Consider the following 19,597-nt stretch of genomic DNA (forward strand, 5'->3'; position numbering starts at 1 on the left):
CACGCCAATGAGCACCAGCAAGCCGCTCTGTTAATCTTTCGCAACACTTCCGTATAAATCAAATTCTGTGGCATCTTCTATTTTTACCTGAACAAAATCACCTAGCCTTATATGTCCGTCTTTGTTGTCTATGATCACTTCATTATCCACCTCAGGAGAATCAAACTCTGTTCTGCCTATGAATTTTCCGCTTTCCATTCTATCAACAAGAACCTTATAAGTCTGGCCAATACGCTGCTGGTTTAGCTCGTAGGAAATTCCTTCCTGTAATTCCATTACGGCATTAGCTCTATCTTGTTTCACCTCATCGGGTACATCATCAACAAAATTATATGCATGGGTGTTTTCTTCATGTGAATAGGTGAAGATTCCTAATCTTTCAAATCTCATTCTCTCCACAAAGTCATACATTTCTTCAAACTCCGCTTCTGTTTCTCCAGGATAACCGGCTATCAGTGTAGTTCGTAATGCTATATTTGGCACTCTTTCTCTAATGGCATGAATCAGTGCCTCTTGCTTTTCACGAGTGGTACCTCTACGCATATCTTTCAAAACTCTGGTAGAGCCATGCTGCAAAGGCATATCTAAATAATTACAGATATTAGAACGCTCGGCCATTACATCCATAACATCCATAGGGAAACCTGTAGGGAAAGCATAGTGCAACCTTATCCAGTCGATACCTTCTACATCTGATAAATGCTTAAGAAGATCGGCCAGATTTCTTTTTCCATAGATATCTAATCCATAGTAAGTAGAATCCTGTGCAATTAGTAAAAGCTCCTTAGTGCCATTTTTGGCCAGGTTCTTCGCTTCAGTAACCAGTTGTTCAATAGGTTTAGAAACGTGTTTTCCTCGCATTAATGGAATAGCACAGAAAGAACAAGGTCTATCACAACCCTCGGCTATTTTTACATAAGCATAATGATTAGAAGTAGTAAGGATTCTTTCGCCTACCAACTCCTGCTTATAATCTGCCTTAAATTTCTTGAGTAGAAAAGGAAGCTCCATTGTTCCAAAGAAGGCATCTACCTGTGGTATTTCCTGCTCCAGATCGTCTTTATAGCGCTGAGAAAGACAGCCAGTTACATAGAGCTTTTCAATAAGCCCTTCTTCCTTTGCATCTGCGTATCTTAATATGGTATCTATTGACTCCTGCTTGGCATTATCAATAAATCCACATGTATTCACAATCACCACATTAGCATCATCGTTCTTATCTTCATGAGTGGCATTAATCTTGTTGCCACGAAGCTGCGTAAGCATTACTTCAGAATCTACCAGGTTTTTGGAGCAACCCAGTGTTACGATGTTTACTTTATCCTTCTTTCTACCTTTAGTTTTCAAACTATGCTATTTAAAATGTACGCAAAATTACTAAAAGTACCTCTGAATCTAAAAGAGAACCACAAGTACCCTGGATTATTTAATATGTTAGACATTTACCTTCACCAAACAACGAGGAGATAGTGCAAAGTTCTATATTTGCGATTAATTAAAATGAAGTATAGATTAATTTATATAGTTTGTGCCTGTGCTGCTCTATTCACGGCCTGTCTTGACGACGCCGACTGCAATAGCGAAGCCTCCACAAACGTAACCATCGGCTTTTTCAACTCAGAAAATGCTTCTGACACCATCAGAGTTTCATCTTTAAGGGCTCTGGGAATAGAAGACACTGTCTTTTATGCTCCTGATCTGTACTCATCATTAACTATACCTTTACGAACTGATAGAGACAGCAGTGTCTTTTCATTCATCACCACCTACGGACCGTCTACTTTAACATTTAAGTATCATGTAGGCACCAGACTTGTTTCTGAAGATTGCGGACTGGAGACTGTAATCTCTAACTTGAGCGTAAAGTCGACCGGCGTTGACTCAGTGAAGGTTATTAATAATATTTTATCAAATGCCAGCACCGGAAATGATGTTAAAGTATTTAATTAGTTTAGTCCTTATAGCCACATCATTCTGTACCCTTGCCCAAACTAAGGGACAAGTAAAGCAAAAGGCAGATTCTTTACTTGCTGAACTAGATTCCAGCACTATGTACATTCCTACAGGAATTAGGATTGGTACGGACGTTATCAGTATGGTAAAAACCTTCAGTAAGGATAATTACACTGAGCTTAACTTCTACGCTGATATTGATTTCCATAAATATCTATTCAATGTAGAATATGGACAGGTAGAAAGATCATTATTTAATGACAGCGCAGCTTATCATGTAAAAGGATCTTATTTCAAATTCGGTCCGGATATTAACTTCTTATACAAAGATCCGGACAGAAGTGCTCTATTCTTTGGATTAAGATATGCCTTCACTAAATTTTCAGATGACCTTTCTTATATTAAGAACGATCCTACCTACGGACTACACGCAGCAAGAATTGAAAATGATGCAATCAACGCCAAGTGGTTTGAACTAGTAGGCGGTCTTAAAGTAAAAATATGGAAGACTATGTGGCTAGGCTATACCGCCAGATTTAAGTTTGGCGTTAACAGCTTTGAAGATGAAAAGCTCATTCCTAATACCATACCAGGATATGGTAGAGCTGATGAAAAAGTGACCTGGGGATTTAACTACTGGTTGATCTTTAGGATACCGGTAAGGAATTCACCGGTTCCGTTTTATCCGAAAAAGTAATTATTGCTTCTTGAAGAAAGAGTCTACAAACTCCATTTTATGAAATACTTGTAGGTCTTCTACTTTTTCGCCTACACCTATATACTTTACAGGTATTTTAAATTCATCAGATATTCCTATCACCACACCACCTTTGGCAGTACCATCTAGTTTGGTTATGGCCAAGGAAGTAACTTCTGTAGCTTTTGTGAATTCTCTAGCTTGAATGGTAGCATTCTGACCAGTACTACCATCTAGCACTAGCAATACTTCATGTGGAGCCTCAGGAATAAATTTCTGCATCACCCTTTTAATCTTAGAAAGCTCGTTCATAAGATTAACTTTAGTGTGAAGTCTACCGGCTGTATCGATGATTACTACATCAGCGCCGTCATCTACCCCCTGCTTTACAGCGTCAAAAGCTACGGCAGAAGGATCAGTATTCATACCTTTCGAAACTACAGGCACTCCTACTCTATCACCCCAAAGTTTTATCTGATCTACAGCAGCTGCTCTAAAAGTATCTGCCGCTCCCAGTACTACCTTAAGACCTTGATTTTTAAACTGTGCAGAAAGCTTTCCAATGGTAGTGGTCTTGCCCACTCCATTTACACCAACTACCATAATTACATAGGGTCTTTTTACATCCGTAGGGATACCAAAATCCTGGATATCTTCAGTGTTATTTTCAGCTAGAAGGCCTGCTATCTCTTCTCTAAGAATATTATCAAGCTCTTCCACGCCCATATACTTATCTCGGGCTACTCGCTCTTCTATGCGCTCAATAATTTTAATGGTGGTGTTAACACCAACATCAGAGGTGATTAATATTTCTTCTAGTTCATCAAGTACCTCTTCGTCTACCTTAGACTTACCAACAACTGCCTTACCTAATTTAGAGAAAAAGCTCTCCTTAGACTTTTCAAGCCCCTTATCCAGGGACTCCTTCTTTTCTTTTGAAAATAAACCTCCAAAAATTGCCATAAAATTATCTGTTTGAACCGGCTGTTGGTTTCTGCGCCACCTTTTCGGTTATAAGTATCGGGTGAAAATAACAAAAAAGTCCCTTCCGAGTACTATTCAGAAGGGACTTTAATAATGCTTTTATATAAGCTATTGTTTACTTTTTAGCTAAAGTATCTTTTACCTGATCAACAGGAACCATCTCTTCCCTGAAAGTATAAGCACCAGTCTTCTCAGATCTTACCGCTCTAATTACTTTCGCAAAATTCTTACCTTCTTTTTTCTGAAGGGTTGCAACTACTTTCTTAGCCATAGTTATTTAATTTCTTTGTGAACAGTATATTTTTTAAGAATAGGGTTATACTTCTTAAGCTCTAAACGCTCAGTAGTGTTTTTTCTATTCTTTGTAGTGATGTATCTTGAAGTTCCTGGTTTACCAGTTTCCTTGTGCTCAGTACACTCTAAAATCACCTGAACTCTGTTACCTTTCTTAGCCATGATAAATGTTATTTAATGCTTTAATTACTTAAACCAATGTGTTACCGTTTGCCCTGGCTTTTTTCAAAACGGCTGTAATACCATTCTTATTGATGGTTCTAATAGCAGAAGCAGATACCTTTAAAGTTACCCACTTGTCCTCCTCAGGGATATAGAATCTCTTCTTTTGAAGATTTGGATTGAATCTTCTTTTGGTTTTATTGTTTGCGTGTGAAACGTTATTTCCCACCTGAGGTCTCTTTCCGGTAATCTGGCAAACTCTTGACATCTTTATAAAAAATTAAATTTGTACCTTTTTTATTTGGGTCTGCAAATATCGGAAAATTTTTAAGAATATTCAAAGTGCTATTTAAATTATTCTATAGAAAAATTTATCTAAGTGCATGAAAGCGCCCAGACAAGCCTCTATTTCCCTTTATTCTACGTGCAAATTTATTACTTTTGCGCCAAATTAATAAGCACCACGCCTTAATTAATATATAATTAACTAAAATAATAGATACACATTTAACTATTAAATAGATATGAACACTACTGTAAATCAAAAATTAGGCTCGCAGGAAGCTATTCAACTAGAAGATAAATATGGCGCTCATAATTATCATCCTCTTCCGGTAGTTTTATCTAAAGGTGAAGGTGTATACGTGTGGGATGCTGAAGGTAAAAGATATTTTGATTTCCTTTCTGCCTACAGCGCTGTAAATCAGGGACACTGCCATCCCAAAATTATTAACACATTAAAAGAACAAGCAGAAACTCTTACGCTTACCTCCCGTGCCTTTTATAATGATGTATTAGGTGCTTATGAGCAGTTTGTAACCAGCTATTTCGGTTTCGAGAAGGTTTTACCTATGAATACTGGAGCAGAAGCTGTGGAGACTGCCTTAAAAATATGTCGTAAGTATGCTTATGAGAAAAGGGGAATAGATGAAAATAAAGCCAGAATCATAGTTTGTGATGGCAACTTCCACGGCAGAACCACTACAATAATCTCTTTCTCCAATGATGAGGATGCAAAAAACAACTTTGGCCCTTACACTCCAGGTTTCATTTCTGTAGCATACAATGATCTTGAGGCACTAGAAAGAGTTCTTCAAGAAGATAATATCGCAGGATTTTTAGTAGAGCCTATCCAAGGTGAAGCAGGTGTAATGGTTCCGGATGAAGGTTATTTAAAGAAGGCCTATGAATTATGTCAGAAGTATGGGGTTCTTTTCATTGCGGATGAAATTCAAACAGGTATAGCAAGGACAGGTAAGCTGCTCGCTTGCTCACATGAAGATCTTAAGCCAGACATGCTTTTATTAGGAAAAGCCCTTTCTGGTGGTGTTTATCCAGTATCAGCAGTATTGGCTGATAAGCACATTATGGAAGTGATAAAGCCAGGCCAGCACGGCAGTACATTCGGAGGAAATCCGCTGGGCTGTAAGGTAGCTATGGCAGCTCTTGAAGTGGTAGAGGATGAGAAACTAGCAGAAAATGCTGATAAATTAGGGATTATATTTAGAGCTCGCATGGAAGAGCTTATAGCCAAAACGGATCTGGCTACATTAGTGAGAGGTAAAGGACTTCTAAATGCAGTTGTTATCAATGACACACCAGATAGCTCTACTGCCTGGGATTTATGTGTAGCATTAAAAGATAATGGCCTTTTAGCTAAACCTACACATGGAAACATTATCCGATTTGCCCCTCCATTGGTAATGAATGAGGCACAACTTAGTGAGTGCTGCGATATAATAGAAAAAACGTTTTTAGAATTTAATAAGTAAGAAGCAGATGTTAAGAGTAGGCGGGGTTCCAGAACACTTTAACTTACCTATCCATTTAAGTATTGAAAATGGAGCTTTTAAAAAAGAAGGAGTTGAAGTAACCTGGACAGATTATCCTGGTGGAACCGGGGAGATGAACAGAGCTTTAAGAAATGATGAATGTGATGTATGTATTTTACTTACAGAGGGCATCATCAACGACATAATTAATGGCAATCCATCAAAAATAATCAGCCCTTATGTGGTTTCTCCACTTATCTGGGGAGTACATACAGGCAAAAATAGTGACGTACATCATTACGATCAGATATTTGATAAGAATATCGCAATTAGTCGCTTCGGATCTGGCTCTCATTTAATGCCTACTGTAGATGCTCTTACTAAAGGTAAAAAAATGGCTGAAGAGCAATTCATTCCGGTTCAAAACCTGAATGGAGCTCTTGAGTCATTAAACAATGGCAATACCGATATTTTTTATTGGGAAAAATACACTACCAAACCCTATGTGAAGCAAGGCTATTTGCGCCGAATAGGTGAATTCATTTCTCCGTGGCCGTGCTTTATGATAGCTGCCAGTGATAAAGTGATAGCCGAACAGCCAGAAATATTAGATAAGTTTTTAAGGGTAGTGCATAAGGCATGTGCAGAGTTCATGAAAAATGAAGATGCCATCACCATGACTAGCGAAAGATATGATATACCATTGCAAGATGCTAAATATTGGTATCATGCCACAGAATGGGCTACTGACGGATGGGTAAGTGATAAGATGCTGAGCAGTGTATTGTTTACCTTAAAAGAAGCAGGTATAGCCGATGAATCTGCCAATTTGGATAATGTAATCTGGAAAAGGCAAAGACAATAAATAACCCGATATTTTAATTTATTACTAGGCAGGATCTTATGCTTCTTATCTAAATTTGCCCTGTCCACATAAAGACCTTCAATTATGATCACCAGACCAAGAAGAAACCGTAAATCAGCTGCTATACGCTCGTTAGTAGAAGAGACAAAAGTGACCACTGACGATCTAATTTTGCCTCTATTCCTGCTCGAAGATCCAAAAGGAAAAGTAGAGGTAAAATCTATGCCAGGCATTTACAGGCTGGGCATTGACCAGATGCTGAAAGAAATTGAAGAGTGCCTCAGCCTAGGAGTAAAAGCTTTTGACATCTTCCCTGTGGTAGATGAAAGCCATAAAGACAAATACGCCACAAAAAGCCATGACAATAGTTTCTTTTATCAGCAAGCATTAAAGAAAGTGAAAGAAACTTTCCCAGAGGCTTGCGTGATGACTGACGTGGCCATGGACCCTTACAGCTCTGACGGGCATGATGGCCTAGTAGACAAGGACGGCAAAATCCTTAATGATGAAACGCTGGACATCTTAGGTAAAATGGCACTTTCTCAGGCAGAATCTGGTGCAGACATCATTGGGCCATCTGACATGATGGACGGACGTGTGGGTTATATCCGAGATGTATTAGATGCCAATGGCTTTACAGATGTATCTATCATGTCATACACAGCGAAATATGCCAGTGCATTTTATGGACCTTTTAGAGATGCTTTGGACTCTGCTCCTAAAAGTGGTGACAAGAAGACCTATCAAATGAATCCTGCCAACCAAAGAGAAGCTTTAATAGAAGCAGATTTGGATGTGCAGGAAGGTGCAGATTTTCTTATGGTAAAGCCCGCATTAGCTTACCTGGATATTATCAAGCTTCTGAAAGACAGTTATGATCTGCCTATAGCTGCCTATCATGTAAGTGGCGAATACTCCATGTTAATAGCTGCTGCTCAAAATGGCTGGTTAGATAAGGTGCCGGTAATGAATGAAATGCTTGTGAGCATGAAGCGAGCTGGTGCAGATATCATTCTTACTTACTGTGCTAAAGAATTTGCTCAGCTAAAAAAAGAAGGGAAACTGTAATTAGATTTCCCTGATTTCAAAATCATCTCCACGGCCAAATCTAACCAGGTCGTGGATTTCATATTGTTCCAGCGTATAGAGATCTTTCAGCAGAAAGTTCTCATCATTTATTCTCTTCAATGTTTCAAACTCATAAACTTCTCCATAGTTTATCAGTTTGTACCTCCACCCTACACGCATGGCATTTATTGATAATCCTTTCATGCTTCTCTAACAACTCTTATTAAAAATCCTCCTCGCGCTCCAGCATTAAAATAGAACTTTGCGAGACTATGAAATATCTTTCATTCTCATAAATCACTTCTATAGCTCCTTTTTGAAGAAAGATAGCTAAATCACCTTCTTCAGCCTGTAGGGGAATATATTTTGTTTGTTCATCTTTACCCTTCCATGCATCCTCCTCATCAGAGGGCAAAGGGAGAGGATAACCAGGACCAACTTTGATAATATAACCGCTCTGTATTTTTTCCTTCTCCTGAACGCCAGGAGGCAAAAACAGACCACTATCAGTTTTATCTGACTGCTTTACCGGCTTCACCAGCACACGGTCACCTACTACTATCAGTTTTTTCAATTTGCTGTCAGGAGTTATACTCTGCATAATTAACTGTCTGCTCTGTCTATTAGTTTTGGATCAATAGTTTTACTAGCCTTAGCGCCTAGCTCTCGTAATCTTTCTGACTTTCTCACTAGATTATCTTTTCCTTCATACAGTTTTTTCATGGCATCTGTATAGGCATTCTGAGTGATTCTGAGGTTATTACCTACTTTTTTAAGATCCTCAATAAAAGCCACAAACTTATCATATAAATTACCGCCCTGGCGTGCAATCTCTAAAGCATTCTGACTCTGGTATTCGTTCTTCCAAATATTAGCAATGGTTCTTAACGTAGCCATAAGTGTAGATGGGCTCACTATGACAATGTTCTTATCATAAGCATCGTTGAAAAGCTGAGCATCTCCCTGAACAGCGGTACTGAAAGCTGGCTCTATAGGAATGAACATAAGAATAAAGTCTAAGCCCTGAACACCATGAAGCTGCTGATACTTTTTTAGATCCAGGCCTTTGATATGGTTCTTCATAGAAAGAAGATGCGCCTTTAAATTGATCATCCGCTCTTCTTCATCGCCACTTACATATCGCTCATAGGCAATCAAAGACACTTTCGAATCTATAATAATATTTTTATCATCTGGCAGCTTTACAATTACATCGGGCTGTAGTCTTCTGCCCTCCTCATTAGTAAATGATTCCTGAATAAAATACTCACGCCCTTTTTCCAAGCCTGATTTCTCTAAAATACTTTCTAAGATAAATTCACCCCAGGTACCCTGAGTTTTAGTATCTCCTTTAAGGGCCTTAGTAAGATTTTCAGCTTCTTTGGTCATCTGCTGATTGAGCTCCCGAAGGCCACGAAGCTGCTCTCTTAAAGCACTGCTCTGTTCAAGACTTTCTTTGCTGTTCAGCTCCACCTTTTTCTCAAACTCAACTATTCGTTCCTTCAGAGGATTTAATAGTTCACCAAGATTTACCTTATTCTGATCAGTAAATTTTCTGCTTTTCTCTTCAAAGATTTCATTGGCCAGGTTTTTAAACTCTAAGGCAAAACGTTCTTGCAGTTTCTCCAGCTCCTGCTTTTGCTCACCAAGTTTTTCCTTTAAGTTATTATAATTAGCCTCGGTGGTGGAAAGATTATTATTGAGTTCAAGCACCTTATTTCTCTCGGCGGCTAGCTCTTGCTTAATCTGACCAGATTCTGCCACCAAAGTAGTGATTCTCTCTTCTGCTATTTTTTTCTCAGCAGAAAACTCCAAAGTATTACTTGAAAATTTAAATTTTGCTATAAACCAGGTAGCAACTCCACCTATAAGCAAACCCACGACTAGCCAAATGATTTCCATGGGTCAAAGATGCTTGAAAATATCTAAAAATTAAACTCCCGAGCTAGCTAAAGCCAGGTCTCGCTCCTCTTCTTCAGGCATGTATTTAGAGAATTCTATTTTCCTCCTGAGATTATATACTTCCTGATCTATGCGCTTAAAGTTAAAGGGGTACCATAATGAAGATTTGAAATAAATTTCTTTTCCAAAGCCAAAATCACGATAAAGTTGAATGACATGCACACCGGTGAGGCTTTTTAGTTCGATGTCTCTTACCTCAGTATATGGTAATTGGATCTCCTGCCCCTGCTCTACCAGATAGAGGAAATGATCATCATATTCTATGTTCTTAAGCTTGGCCGTGCGCAGCCAGAATATCTTATAGAAGAAGAAGCTGTAATAGGCGATATTAAATAAAACGAAACCTTTATTTTCCGATTCAAAAACTGCAAAAATCATAGCTCCTAATAATACTATCCAAATCAAAAAGTTGAAGACTATATAATATCTCACCTTCTTAGAGGACAATATTCTAGATCGCATAGCTTTTCACGGTAGGTTAGTTACTTAATTTAATCATAAAATCGCATTAATTCAATTATTCTGACCAACTCATGGGGTAGTTTTCATCTAAAAACCTCAGTGCGTCTTCTGTTAAATAAAGCGGCCTGAAAGTGTCAACCATTACCGCATATTCTTTCGTTTCCTTAGCTCCTATACTTTTCTCAACTGTACCTGGGTGAGGCCCGTGAGGAATACCACCTGGATGCAGAGTAAAAGATCCTCTCTCTATTCCCTTTCTACTCATAAAATCTCCCTCAGCATAAAACAGCACTTCATCTGAGTCTATATTAGAGTGATTATATGGTGCAGGAATAGCCTTTGGGTGATAATCAAACAAGCGCGGCACAAATGAACAGATCACAAAGTTGTGTGCCTGAAATGTTTGGTGTACGGGCGGTGGCTGATGTATTCTACCAGTAATTGGTTCAAATTCATAAATAGAGAAAGCATATGGCCATAAATACCCATCCCAACCTACAAGGTCGAAAGGACTGTGCTCGAAAAGGTATTCATGTAAATGATCATGTTTTTTAATCAAAACGGTATAGCTACCTTTTTCTTCTTCAGTAATAAGCTCTTCCGGAGGACGGATATCTTTTTCGCAAAATGGCGAATGTTCCTGTAGCTGACCAAGATCATTTCTATATCGATTTGGTGTTTCTATTGGCCCTGCAGATTCTATAACAAGCAGCCTGACATCAGCACCTTCATCCCACTGAAACTTATAAATTACAGTTCGAGGTATAACTACATAATCTCCTTTCTTCACCCTTAGCTTACCAAACTGAGAGAGCAGATAACCATTACCATCATGAATATAAATTACTTCATCACCTTCAGCATTCTTGTAATAGTAATCCATATGTCGCTCCTCAGGATTACATAGCGACAAAGTCACATCAGCATTCTTAAGTAGCGGCAATCTTGCATCCAGAAAGTCTTTACCTGTAGTTTCTATCTTCGAAGTGTTCAGGTGAGTCTGCTTCAAGCCATAATCTGTGACAATAGAAGTAGCTATAGATCTCGATTCACCCAACGACTTGATGCTGGTTGGCGCATATATGTGATACAAATTAGAATAAATGCCAGAAAAACCTCTCGATGACACTAGTTCTTCCTTGTATAGACTTCCATCTGGCTGCCTAAACTGAGTATGTCTTTTGCTGGGTATCTCTCCTAATCTATGATAGTACATATTACATTTTGGTTCGTTCTAACTTCTCTGCTTCATCAAACAGTTTCACCGCTTGTTTCAGCACTTCATTGGTTTGATTAAAAATTGGGTAAAAACCATCATTACCCCATACTTGCCTGGCTATCTGAGCTTTAACGTGCAGCTTAAACAAGTCTTTCATACGCTCCATCTCGGGTAGATTTGGCTTAACGCCATTCGCCTTTCCGGTGGCAGCTAAATCGCTAAGCATAGGATCAGTAACCTGGAAATTCTTAATGAAATCCTGATAATCCATGGCCTCCAGCTTAGCCTTATTCATACCAACATATTTAAAAGTATACTCTTGTACCGAGTTGCTAGTAAATAATCTATTGAGGTATGGAGATGTATGTGTAGTATCTAAAGGCACAAAGAAATCTGGCATTATACCTCCTCCTCCATACACAGCACGTCCGTGCTTAGTTTCAAATTTCAGAGAATCATTGAAATGAATGCTATCCGCACTAAAGAACTCTCCATGATTATATCTATCAAGCATGTCTTTTCCATAGTCATCCAAATCATCATATGGCTTTTGAATAGATCTGCCACTCGGTGTGTAATAGCGTGAAATAGTTAGTCTCATTTCTGAACCATCACTTAAGTCCATAGGGCTCTGAACTAGTCCTTTTCCAAAAGTTCTTCGTCCAACTACCAGGGCTCTGTCGTTATCTTGCAGCGCACCTGTTACAATCTCAGAAGCTGAAGCCGATCCTTCATTCACCAATACAATGAGGTCTCCTTTTTCAAATTCTCCTTTGTTTTCAGAGTTAGCTTCCATATCAAAGCGAGACTGCTTGCCTTTGGTATAAACAATCTTTTGCTTATCCGGCAAGAATTCATCAACCATACGAATAGCATGGTTCATGTACCCACCAGGGTTACCCTGCAGGTCTAACACCAGGCGCTTCATACCATCCTTTTTCAGCTTCTTCAAAGACAATAAAAATTCTTCATATGTAGTAGCTGAGAAACGGTTTACCTTAATATAGCCAGTTTCGTCATCTATCATATAGCTGGCATCTACTGACTGCTGAGGAATTTTATCTCTGATAATATTAAAGTCGATTGGCTCTTTTTTGCCCTTTCTTTTTACAGTAACAAGAACTTCCGTGCCCTTCTCTCCTTTTAGATGCGTTTGTACATCTCTATTTGTGAAACCCACTCCCGCAACGTCTTCACCGTCTATCTTTATAATCTTATCTCCAGACATTACACCTACAGACTCACTTGGGCCTCCACTTAATGGTGTTACTACCACTATTGTATCCTGAAAGATATTGAACTCAATGCCTATTCCTTCAAAGTTTCCTTTGAGGTCCTCATTAGCTCTTTTCACTTCGCTGGCAGGGATATAAGCACTATGCGGGTCCAGCTCAGAAAGCATGTGAGTGATGGCATCATCCACCAGCTTATCCGTATTCACCGTATCTACATAGTTCTGATCTATCAGCGTAAGTACTTCTTTAAACTTCTGTAGGTTAGAACTTAAATCATTCTTCACTACTGACGGAGAGTCTGTGAAAGTAGCCCCGATAAGTATTCCCGCGGCTATTCCTATGCATAAAATAATAGGCAGCCTTATTTGAAATTTTGAATTTTTGTATTCGCTCACTCTAAAAAATAATTTTTATTAAACACCTCGCTCCTGGAGCCTAATTACAGTTAATATTTTAACGAGACCTTCGCCTCATTTGTTAACCTCATGGGTTTTAAAAATCTATGTTCTATAAACACATATTCTACCCCTAATACTATTAAAAAATTAGTTCATAAGACTAAAAAATCATTTATTTTAATCTGATAATTGACTTAATTTCTTAAAATGACTTTTGTATATTTACAATTAACGTTTAATAAAATTAACTATTAATCTTGAATCAGAGAAAAATCAACGAACTTGTAGACACCAACTATGTATATGCATCAGTGCTATACTACTTTGGCATTAAGTTTTACGATTACTCTGAGAAAACACTGGAGCAAGCCTGCAAGGAAAAAGGGCTTAAGGTAGAACGTGTTACCAGACAACTGGAAGCAGTACAATCTGAACCTGCCGAGCCAACATTATTGAATCAATATCCGATAGATTTAATAATGGAGTACTTGAAACATGCTCATTATGTATTTATTAAACAAAAGCTCCCTTACATAGCTCAGATCATTGAGGGCTTTAAAGCTGATCATGAGAACTACAATGTAATAGAGAAAGATCTAAAATTTGTTTTCCCGCTATTTGTGGAAGACTTTATTCATCACATCTACGAAGAAGAAGATAATTTATTCTTCTATATCACATCGTTAGACAACTTCATTAACGGCGATGGTAATATATCTAAGCTGTATTATCTAATGGAGAAACACTGCTTACAGAGATATGCCATAGAGCATGAAGAGCATGATGATGAAATGAAAGGCATAAGAAGAATTACTAATGGTTATGCTACTGATGAGCAGACTCCACTTCACGTAAAAGTAATTTATTCTGAGCTGGAAGCTTTGGAAAAAAGCTTGATCATACACGCCAGAGTAGAAAATGAGATTCTATTTCCAAAGGCTCTTATGCTTGAGAAGGAGGCTAAAAACAAATTTTCATTCAATATAGGTTTTAATTAGTGGGTAGAATTATAGGGATTGATTATGGCGCCAAGCGTACTGGCCTGGCAGTTACTGACCCATTAAAAATCATTTCATCGCCGCTGGAAACAGTTGATACTAAAGAACTTTTCCCGTTCCTGATAAAATATTGTTCTGATGAAGATGTAGAAGGCATAGTAATAGGCATGCCTAAAAATCTTCAAAATCAGGATACTGACTCTACCAACAAAGTAAGAAAGGTGATAGATAAACTAAAGCGCAATTTTGAATCTATTCCTATTCATGAAGTGGACGAGAGATTTACCAGTAAAATTGCCACTAACAGCCTCTTATCTGGAGGAATGAAAAAGAAAGACAGACAAAACAAGGGCAACATTGATAAGGTAAGTGCAGCCCTGATACTACAATCCTATTTGGATAGCTCTTCTTCTTTTTAAAATTATCCTTAATTTTGTATTTCATTCAAGAAAAAGTGTAATATGATTTATCCTATTGTGGTTTATGGTGACCCTGTATTAAAGAAAAAAGCAACTGACATAGTAAAAGGGGAAATTGATGTAGTTCAGCTTAGTGAAGATATGTTTGAAACTATGGAAGGTGCCAGTGGAATAGGACTTGCCGCACCCCAAATAGGTAAAAGCATTCGTATGTTTGTGGTAGATGGAAGACCCATTGAAGAAGAAGGAATGGAAGACTTCAAAAAGGTATTCATTAACCCGCAAATGATAGAAGAAACAGGAGAGAAATGGCCATTTGAAGAGGGCTGTTTAAGCATCCCCAATATCAGAGAAGAAGTAAGTAGAAATGAAAGAATTTTAATTCATTACTTCGATGAAAACTGGAATGAGCACAAAGAAGAATTTGATGGCATGAAGGCTCGTATCATACAGCACGAGTACGATCATATTGAAGGTGTTTTATTTACAGACTATCTTTCGCCATTAAAAAAGAGAATGCTGAAAGGAAAACTTCAAAATATTACCAAAGGAAAGATGAAAGTGGACTATCGGGTAGCTATTCCGGCTAAGCGATAATGTCTAACTTAAAATCCAAGCTTCCGAAAGTAGGCACTACTATATTTACTGTAATGTCTCAAATGGCCCAAGAGCACAAGGCCATTAATCTATCTCAGGGTTTTCCTGATTTTCCGATAGATGATCAACTTCCGGAGCTGGTAAATAAATATATGTTACAGGGGCATAACCAATATGCCCCTATGACAGGCTCCCCGCAACTCAGGGAGCAAATAAGCAAAACCTACAATTCAAAGTACAATTTAAATCTTCATCAGGACGCTGAAATCACTATTACAGCCGGTGCTACAGAGGCATTGTTTGTGGCCATTCAGGCATTAGTACATCCTGGAGAAGAAGTAATAGTTTTTGATCCGGCTTATGATAGCTACGATCCCGCTATTCGTTTAAGTGGTGGCATACCGATCCATCTCAACCTACAGTTTCCTAATTTCAATATTGATTGGCAGCAAGTAGAAGACACCATCTCTGAAAAGACCAGGCTAATCATTATCAATAATCCGCATAATCCTACAGGAAGCGTACTGAGCAGAAATGACTTATTACAACTGGAAGCTTTGGTCAAAAAACATGAGCAGCTATTTGTACTGAGTGACGAAGTCTATGAACACATCACTTTCGATGGCAAAAGTCATCAGAGTGTACTTCAGTTTCCCGCTCTGTACGAGAAAAGTCTTGTTGCATTTTCTTTCGGCAAAACGTTTCATATTACTGGCTGGAAAGTAGGATATGTAATAGCGCCGGAATATCTGAGTAGAGAAATTAGAAAAGTGCACCAATATGTAACTTTTAGTGTTAATACCCCGGTACAGTTGGCTTTGGCCGAATTTCTAAAAGATGAGAAAAATTATCAAGGCATTGATACCATGTACCAGGCTAAGAGAGATTTATTCTTAAAAGGAACTCAAAATTCCAGGTTTGAAGCCATACCAGCCAGTGGCACTTATTTTCAGTTATTGTCCTACAAAGATATTTCTGACAAACCTGATGTTGAGATGGCTGAGTGGTTGACGAAAACACATGGAGTAGCTTCCATTCCAATTTCGGTGTTCAGTGATAGTGAACAAGATAATCAGGTTCTACGCTTTTGCTTTGCTAAAAATGAAGAGACCTTAAAAAAGGCAACTGAAATATTATGCAAGATTTAAAAATTTCCATCATACAGTCAGAGCTACATTGGCAAAATACTCAGGCCAACTTAGCCATGTTCGAAGAAAAAATCTGGCAAATTGAGGGGCCAACCGATTTGATCATTCTTCCTGAAATGTTCACTACGGGTTTTAGCATGGAAGCAAGTAGCCTTGCAGAACCTATGAACTTCACTACCTTCAGATGGATGCGCCAAATGGCCCAGCAAACAAAAGCATGCGTCTGCGGAAGCTTCATAGCTAAAGATGGTGAGAATTTTTTCAATCGACTACTCTGGATGAAGCCTTCAGGAGAATTTCACACCTACGATAAGAGGCATTTATTCCGAATGGCCAATGAACATGAACATTACTCTGCAGGTAAACATCGGTTGGTGGTGGATTTAAATGGTTGGAAAATCTGCCCTTTTATCTGCTATGACCTTCGCTTTCCTGTTTTCAGCAGAAATTTGAATAACAAAGGCGAGCTAGCTTATGACCTGGCTATATATGTGGCTAACTGGCCCCAGGCTAGAGTTCAAGCATGGGATATTTTATTAAAGGCAAGGGCCATCGAAAATCTTTGCTATGTAGTAGGCGTGAATAGAGTAGGTAAAGATGGAAACGAAATTCCTTACAATGGCCATTCCGCTGTTATTTCACCCAGAGGTGAGGAAATCTACAGCAAAGCGGATATTGAAGATATTGCAACCCTTAGTTTGAGCTATGATGAGCTGGCAGAGTTTAGAGTTAAATTTCCCACGCAGTTAGACGCAGATCAGTTTACACTAAATTAATCCTGCAGCCAGGTTATAGCATTTTCCACATCTTCTAAAGGCAAAACCTTTTCTTTACAAGGCCTCAATAAATTAGTGATTAAAGGGTGTGCCTGAGAATAAAGAATTTTAACAGGCTGCTTAGAAAACACCAGGTATTTAAAAATTTTAAACAAGCTCTTAACGTCAGCTGAGTCATCTTCTACAGCAATAAGCACCACCGCTTTTTCCGATTGCTCAAGTCCCTTCAGCATGGATGATACCGTTAGATCATCAGAATAATTATCCAGGTCAAGAACGCTGGTATTATTGGGAGACACAGGTACGTCATTACCGTAACTAAACTGATTATCAGTTATTTTAATATTCAGGAATACTCTCAATGGTCTATTACAAATCTTTTACTCACTATCTTATCACCCGTTTTCACCATCATAATATACACGCCGTTTGGTAAATGGCTTACATCAATTGAATATTTGGTTTGAGGCGCCATAGAAAAGGAAGAAGACATTATTTTTCCGAGTATGTTTACCACCGTTCCCTCTCCAGGATATCTAGAACTTACATTAATATATCTTCTACTTCCCATTAAAGGATTAGGAAATACATCAAGATCGGTCACATTTTCATGGCCCGCGCTCGTATCAACATTTCTTATTATGAAAACCCCACCCTGACCAGTGCCTAAGGCAATGGCCGGTTTATTTTCATTAAAAAGATTAACTGCAACGGGATATAATCTACTCCCGAACCGATAAGTTGTTAATTCATCCCCATCTTTTGGCTGCATAATCTCTACTATACCCTCCTCGGGGTTTTCCAGATGAGATTTAAAATCGCTATAGATAGTTATGGTTCCGCGCTGATCAGTGAGCAATAAATCTTGCTTGCCATCAGCATTTAAATCTGCCACTTCCATAGCCGGATTAATTCTGGATGTACTAAAATCCAGACCATAAAAAGAATCATCTTCTAATATAAATGAAGGATTGTCACTATCACCCACATTAGGATAATACTCCACTTTTCCAGTAAGTTTCCCTATGAGCAAATCCGCCTGGCCATCACCATCTATATCCGTAATTTCATAATTTTCATAGTAATCACCTGGTTCACTCATGGTGAAAAACTGCTTGGCTGATTCTGAGAATGACATGCCTCTGGAAGAAGTATTTATGGCATAAAAAAGGTTGGTCGAATAGGTTAATAAACTAGTTGCGCTAAATATTAAATCCAACTTACCATCATTATTAATATCATACGTTTTAGGCTTTATGTTAATTACATCAGACTGAGATAAGCCTAAGTAATCCTCATCTTTTAACCTGTAGGCAGGTGCTACCACGGTACCATAATTTTCATATAATCTGAGCTGAGCATGTGTACCTCCGTTCTGGCTCAAAAACTGGCCAATTATCATATCTAAATCACCATCTCCATCTTCGTCAAAGAAAGCGGGACTGGCATTTTCTATGACATCTATCATTTGATCAGTGAGAAAATCTTTTTGCATTAATGTATAGCTGGTTCCGGTATTTTTATACCACCAGTTGCTCTGAGAAAAGTCAATCTGTCCTAATGAACTGGTGGGAGCATTTGAAGAAACCATAAAATCTTCCAAGCCATCCATATCTACATCGGCTCTAAACACAGCCGGAAATATCAAATCATCAACGGGGTCGGCAGCAGTAGGAAAATCTGCACTAACTGATTGAAAAGAAGCTTCTTCCTTATCACCTACATTTTCGAGGTAATAGCTGGTGGTACATGTTTCTTCCGAAATTACCAGGTCAAGATCTCCGTCGTTATCTCTATCATAGAGAAACATGCTTTTACCGCCCTGATGAGCTTCTCGCCCTCCACTTACACCACAATCATCATTATTAAAGGCGAAGGTGCCGCAAGAACATTCTTTAAGTCCTCCCCATTGCTGTGAAACTCTTTCCAGCTGTAAAGAATCACATCCACCGCCGTTCTCAACACTAAGATTTCTATGAAACTCTATGGTAGAATTAGAGCTGGGTCTAAAGACTAATATATCAAGATCACCATCGCCATCCACATCTTCAATAGCAGGTAAATCGGTACTGTTCATCTGTAAATTAATATTGGCCGTGAAGCCCTTTGTTAATAAAGGTGAAGGTGACGGCTCTCTACTATTAAACAATCGCCATTGAAGAGGACCACCTTCTTCAGTGATATTTACATAGGCCTTCATACCCAGAGCATCGCTGGTAAAAATGTCTTGCTTACCATCGCAGTTAAAATCACGAAGTATCATCCAACTATTTACACCTTCAGGGAAATAATAGGCATATTCAGGCTCGTAAGCCCAAGTACCGTTAGAATTTATAAAGGTCAGGATCTTACCACCGGTACGGTCAAATACCACCAGATCTAGTACGCCGTCATTATTTAGATCTAAATTATTGTATTGCCCGGAGTTTACTCCACCCGCAAAAGGATATTGAAGCCCATCTACCGGAACAGCATTTTCTATTTCATAGGCAAACTGAGCATGAAGTGCTGTGATGGTAAAAAGAAAAAGGCAAAGAGTTAAAGTAGACTTCATGAGCAAAAAAGTGTTACCATTCTAACGCAGGCGA

The 19,597-nt window shown here is 38.5% G+C and carries 23 protein-coding genes; 10 read left to right on the forward strand and 13 right to left on the reverse strand.

From position 1 onward, the window contains the following. Nucleotides 1-30 precede the first annotated feature (30 nt). Complete coding sequence (gene rimO / locus LVD16_RS01660; protein WP_233771847.1) at nt 31-1,347, reverse strand: 30S ribosomal protein S12 methylthiotransferase RimO; 1,317 nt, start codon at nt 1,345-1,347, stop codon at nt 31-33. Nucleotides 1,348-1,500: 153 nt separating this feature from the next. Here rimO and LVD16_RS01665 point away from each other — a divergent pair, with 153 nt between their 5' ends. Beyond that, the gene (locus tag LVD16_RS01665) at nt 1,501-1,950 is read left to right on the forward strand and encodes a DUF6452 family protein (protein WP_233771848.1); all 450 of its coding nucleotides are present in this window, start codon (nt 1,501-1,503) and stop codon (nt 1,948-1,950) included. Further along, a complete protein-coding gene (locus LVD16_RS01670) occupies nt 1,913-2,650 on the forward strand; it encodes a DUF6048 family protein (protein WP_233771849.1) in 738 nt (245 codons plus the stop codon). Before LVD16_RS01665 ends, LVD16_RS01670 begins: the two co-directional genes overlap by 38 nt. On the opposite strand, the gene ftsY is transcribed toward LVD16_RS01670, so the two are convergent. The 4 genes from ftsY to rpmB all read right to left on the reverse strand — a co-directional run bounded on the left by ftsY (nt 2,651) and on the right by rpmB (nt 4,358). Further along, nucleotides 2,651-3,613, reverse strand: coding sequence for a signal recognition particle-docking protein FtsY (gene ftsY, locus LVD16_RS01675; protein ID WP_233771850.1), 963 nt, complete (start codon nt 3,611-3,613; stop codon nt 2,651-2,653). 136 nt (nt 3,614-3,749) lie between these two features. After that, a complete protein-coding gene (locus LVD16_RS01680; RefSeq protein ID WP_233771851.1) occupies nt 3,750-3,905 on the reverse strand; it encodes a DUF4295 domain-containing protein in 156 nt (51 codons plus the stop codon). A 2-nt stretch (nt 3,906-3,907) separates the two neighbouring features. After that, nucleotides 3,908-4,090, reverse strand: coding sequence for a 50S ribosomal protein L33 (rpmG, locus tag LVD16_RS01685; protein WP_233771852.1), 183 nt, complete (start codon nt 4,088-4,090; stop codon nt 3,908-3,910). A gap of 28 nt (nt 4,091-4,118) precedes the next feature. Beyond that, complete coding sequence (rpmB, locus tag LVD16_RS01690) at nt 4,119-4,358, reverse strand: 50S ribosomal protein L28 (protein ID WP_233771853.1); 240 nt, start codon at nt 4,356-4,358, stop codon at nt 4,119-4,121. Between the two features lie 256 nt (nt 4,359-4,614). Here rpmB and rocD point away from each other — a divergent pair, with 256 nt between their 5' ends. From rocD to hemB, 3 genes are all read left to right on the forward strand, one after another. Then, on the forward strand, nt 4,615-5,862 hold the full coding sequence (gene rocD / locus LVD16_RS01695; protein ID WP_233771854.1) for an ornithine--oxo-acid transaminase: 1,248 nt from the start codon (nt 4,615-4,617) through the stop codon (nt 5,860-5,862). Between the two features lie 7 nt (nt 5,863-5,869). Next, entirely contained in the window at nt 5,870-6,727 is an 858-nt protein-coding gene (locus LVD16_RS01700) for a substrate-binding domain-containing protein (protein ID WP_233771855.1), read from the forward strand. 84 nt (nt 6,728-6,811) lie between these two features. Next, the gene (gene hemB, locus LVD16_RS01705; RefSeq protein WP_233771856.1) at nt 6,812-7,795 is read left to right on the forward strand and encodes a porphobilinogen synthase; all 984 of its coding nucleotides are present in this window, start codon (nt 6,812-6,814) and stop codon (nt 7,793-7,795) included. On the opposite strand, the gene LVD16_RS01710 is transcribed toward hemB, so the two are convergent. Genes LVD16_RS01710 through LVD16_RS01735 form a run of 6 tightly spaced genes read right to left on the reverse strand, consistent with a single transcriptional unit; the run spans nt 7,796 to nt 13,068 of the window. Continuing rightward, on the reverse strand, nt 7,796-7,999 hold the full coding sequence (locus tag LVD16_RS01710) for a hypothetical protein (protein WP_233771857.1): 204 nt from the start codon (nt 7,997-7,999) through the stop codon (nt 7,796-7,798). A gap of 19 nt (nt 8,000-8,018) precedes the next feature. After that, entirely contained in the window at nt 8,019-8,396 is a 378-nt protein-coding gene (locus tag LVD16_RS01715) for a co-chaperone GroES (RefSeq protein ID WP_233771858.1), read from the reverse strand. A gap of 2 nt (nt 8,397-8,398) precedes the next feature. After that, nucleotides 8,399-9,697, reverse strand: a complete 1,299-nt coding sequence (locus LVD16_RS01720; RefSeq protein WP_233771859.1) for a DNA recombination protein RmuC — start codon at nt 9,695-9,697, stop codon at nt 8,399-8,401. A gap of 30 nt (nt 9,698-9,727) precedes the next feature. Further along, nucleotides 9,728-10,219, reverse strand: a complete 492-nt coding sequence (locus LVD16_RS01725; RefSeq protein WP_233771860.1) for a hypothetical protein — start codon at nt 10,217-10,219, stop codon at nt 9,728-9,730. A gap of 55 nt (nt 10,220-10,274) precedes the next feature. Next, nucleotides 10,275-11,435 carry a homogentisate 1,2-dioxygenase gene (locus tag LVD16_RS01730; RefSeq protein WP_233771861.1) on the reverse strand — a complete coding sequence of 387 codons (1,161 nt, stop codon included), beginning with the start codon at nt 11,433-11,435 and terminating at the stop codon, nt 10,275-10,277. 1 nt (nt 11,436) lies between these two features. Continuing rightward, nucleotides 11,437-13,068, reverse strand: coding sequence for a S41 family peptidase (locus LVD16_RS01735; protein WP_233771862.1), 1,632 nt, complete (start codon nt 13,066-13,068; stop codon nt 11,437-11,439). 260 nt (nt 13,069-13,328) lie between these two features. On the opposite strand from LVD16_RS01735, the gene LVD16_RS01740 reads away from it, so the two are divergent. Genes LVD16_RS01740 through LVD16_RS01760 form a run of 5 tightly spaced genes read left to right on the forward strand, consistent with a single transcriptional unit; the run spans nt 13,329 to nt 17,009 of the window. Continuing rightward, the gene (locus LVD16_RS01740) at nt 13,329-14,069 is read left to right on the forward strand and encodes an iron-sulfur cluster repair di-iron protein (protein WP_233771863.1); all 741 of its coding nucleotides are present in this window, start codon (nt 13,329-13,331) and stop codon (nt 14,067-14,069) included. Beyond that, nucleotides 14,069-14,488, forward strand: coding sequence for a Holliday junction resolvase RuvX (ruvX, locus tag LVD16_RS01745; protein ID WP_233771864.1), 420 nt, complete (start codon nt 14,069-14,071; stop codon nt 14,486-14,488). The genes LVD16_RS01740 and ruvX overlap by 1 nt, the downstream gene beginning before the upstream one ends. A gap of 42 nt (nt 14,489-14,530) precedes the next feature. After that, entirely contained in the window at nt 14,531-15,085 is a 555-nt protein-coding gene (def, locus tag LVD16_RS01750; protein ID WP_233771865.1) for a peptide deformylase, read from the forward strand. Next, complete coding sequence (locus LVD16_RS01755; protein WP_233771866.1) at nt 15,085-16,233, forward strand: methionine aminotransferase; 1,149 nt, start codon at nt 15,085-15,087, stop codon at nt 16,231-16,233. Before def ends, LVD16_RS01755 begins: the two co-directional genes overlap by 1 nt. Continuing rightward, nucleotides 16,221-17,009, forward strand: a complete 789-nt coding sequence (locus LVD16_RS01760; protein ID WP_233771867.1) for an amidohydrolase — start codon at nt 16,221-16,223, stop codon at nt 17,007-17,009. The genes LVD16_RS01755 and LVD16_RS01760 overlap by 13 nt, the downstream gene beginning before the upstream one ends. On the opposite strand, the gene LVD16_RS01765 is transcribed toward LVD16_RS01760, so the two are convergent. Both LVD16_RS01765 and LVD16_RS01770 read right to left on the reverse strand, forming a co-directional pair. After that, a complete protein-coding gene (locus tag LVD16_RS01765; RefSeq protein ID WP_233771868.1) occupies nt 17,006-17,371 on the reverse strand; it encodes a hypothetical protein in 366 nt (121 codons plus the stop codon). The genes LVD16_RS01760 and LVD16_RS01765 overlap by 4 nt on opposite strands. Further along, nucleotides 17,368-19,563 (reverse strand): T9SS type A sorting domain-containing protein, encoded by a 2,196-nt coding sequence (locus LVD16_RS01770; protein WP_233771869.1) that lies wholly within the window; start codon nt 19,561-19,563, stop codon nt 17,368-17,370. Before LVD16_RS01770 ends, LVD16_RS01765 begins: the two co-directional genes overlap by 4 nt. Nucleotides 19,564-19,597: the final 34 nt, after the last annotated feature.

Source organism: Fulvivirga ligni (genome assembly GCF_021389935.1).
In the GTDB taxonomy this organism is placed as follows: Bacteria; Bacteroidota; Bacteroidia; order Cytophagales; family Cyclobacteriaceae; genus Fulvivirga; species Fulvivirga ligni.

What these genes read in the sequence shown, in the direction of transcription:
- LVD16_RS01665 (WP_233771848.1), top strand. Translation starts at nt 1,501, where the DNA reads ATGAAGTATAGATTAATTTATATAGTTTGTGCCTGTGCTGCTCTATTC.
- LVD16_RS01670 (WP_233771849.1), top strand. Translation starts at nt 1,913, where the DNA reads ATGCCAGCACCGGAAATGATGTTAAAGTATTTAATTAGTTTAGTCCTT.
- ftsY (WP_233771850.1), bottom strand. Translation starts at nt 3,613, where the DNA reads ATGGCAATTTTTGGAGGTTTATTTTCAAAAGAAAAGAAGGAGTCCCTG.
- LVD16_RS01680 (WP_233771851.1), bottom strand. Translation starts at nt 3,905, where the DNA reads ATGGCTAAGAAAGTAGTTGCAACCCTTCAGAAAAAAGAAGGTAAGAAT.
- rpmG (WP_233771852.1), bottom strand. Translation starts at nt 4,090, where the DNA reads ATGGCTAAGAAAGGTAACAGAGTTCAGGTGATTTTAGAGTGTACTGAG.
- rpmB (WP_233771853.1), bottom strand. Translation starts at nt 4,358, where the DNA reads ATGTCAAGAGTTTGCCAGATTACCGGAAAGAGACCTCAGGTGGGAAAT.
- rocD (WP_233771854.1), top strand. Translation starts at nt 4,615, where the DNA reads ATGAACACTACTGTAAATCAAAAATTAGGCTCGCAGGAAGCTATTCAA.
- LVD16_RS01700 (WP_233771855.1), top strand. Translation starts at nt 5,870, where the DNA reads ATGTTAAGAGTAGGCGGGGTTCCAGAACACTTTAACTTACCTATCCAT.
- hemB (WP_233771856.1), top strand. Translation starts at nt 6,812, where the DNA reads ATGATCACCAGACCAAGAAGAAACCGTAAATCAGCTGCTATACGCTCG.
- LVD16_RS01710 (WP_233771857.1), bottom strand. Translation starts at nt 7,999, where the DNA reads ATGAAAGGATTATCAATAAATGCCATGCGTGTAGGGTGGAGGTACAAA.
- LVD16_RS01715 (WP_233771858.1), bottom strand. Translation starts at nt 8,396, where the DNA reads ATGCAGAGTATAACTCCTGACAGCAAATTGAAAAAACTGATAGTAGTA.
- LVD16_RS01720 (WP_233771859.1), bottom strand. Translation starts at nt 9,697, where the DNA reads ATGGAAATCATTTGGCTAGTCGTGGGTTTGCTTATAGGTGGAGTTGCT.
- LVD16_RS01725 (WP_233771860.1), bottom strand. Translation starts at nt 10,219, where the DNA reads ATGCGATCTAGAATATTGTCCTCTAAGAAGGTGAGATATTATATAGTC.
- LVD16_RS01730 (WP_233771861.1), bottom strand. Translation starts at nt 11,435, where the DNA reads ATGTACTATCATAGATTAGGAGAGATACCCAGCAAAAGACATACTCAG.
- def (WP_233771865.1), top strand. Translation starts at nt 14,531, where the DNA reads ATGATTTATCCTATTGTGGTTTATGGTGACCCTGTATTAAAGAAAAAA.
- LVD16_RS01755 (WP_233771866.1), top strand. Translation starts at nt 15,085, where the DNA reads ATGTCTAACTTAAAATCCAAGCTTCCGAAAGTAGGCACTACTATATTT.
- LVD16_RS01760 (WP_233771867.1), top strand. Translation starts at nt 16,221, where the DNA reads ATGCAAGATTTAAAAATTTCCATCATACAGTCAGAGCTACATTGGCAA.
- LVD16_RS01770 (WP_233771869.1), bottom strand. Translation starts at nt 19,563, where the DNA reads ATGAAGTCTACTTTAACTCTTTGCCTTTTTCTTTTTACCATCACAGCA.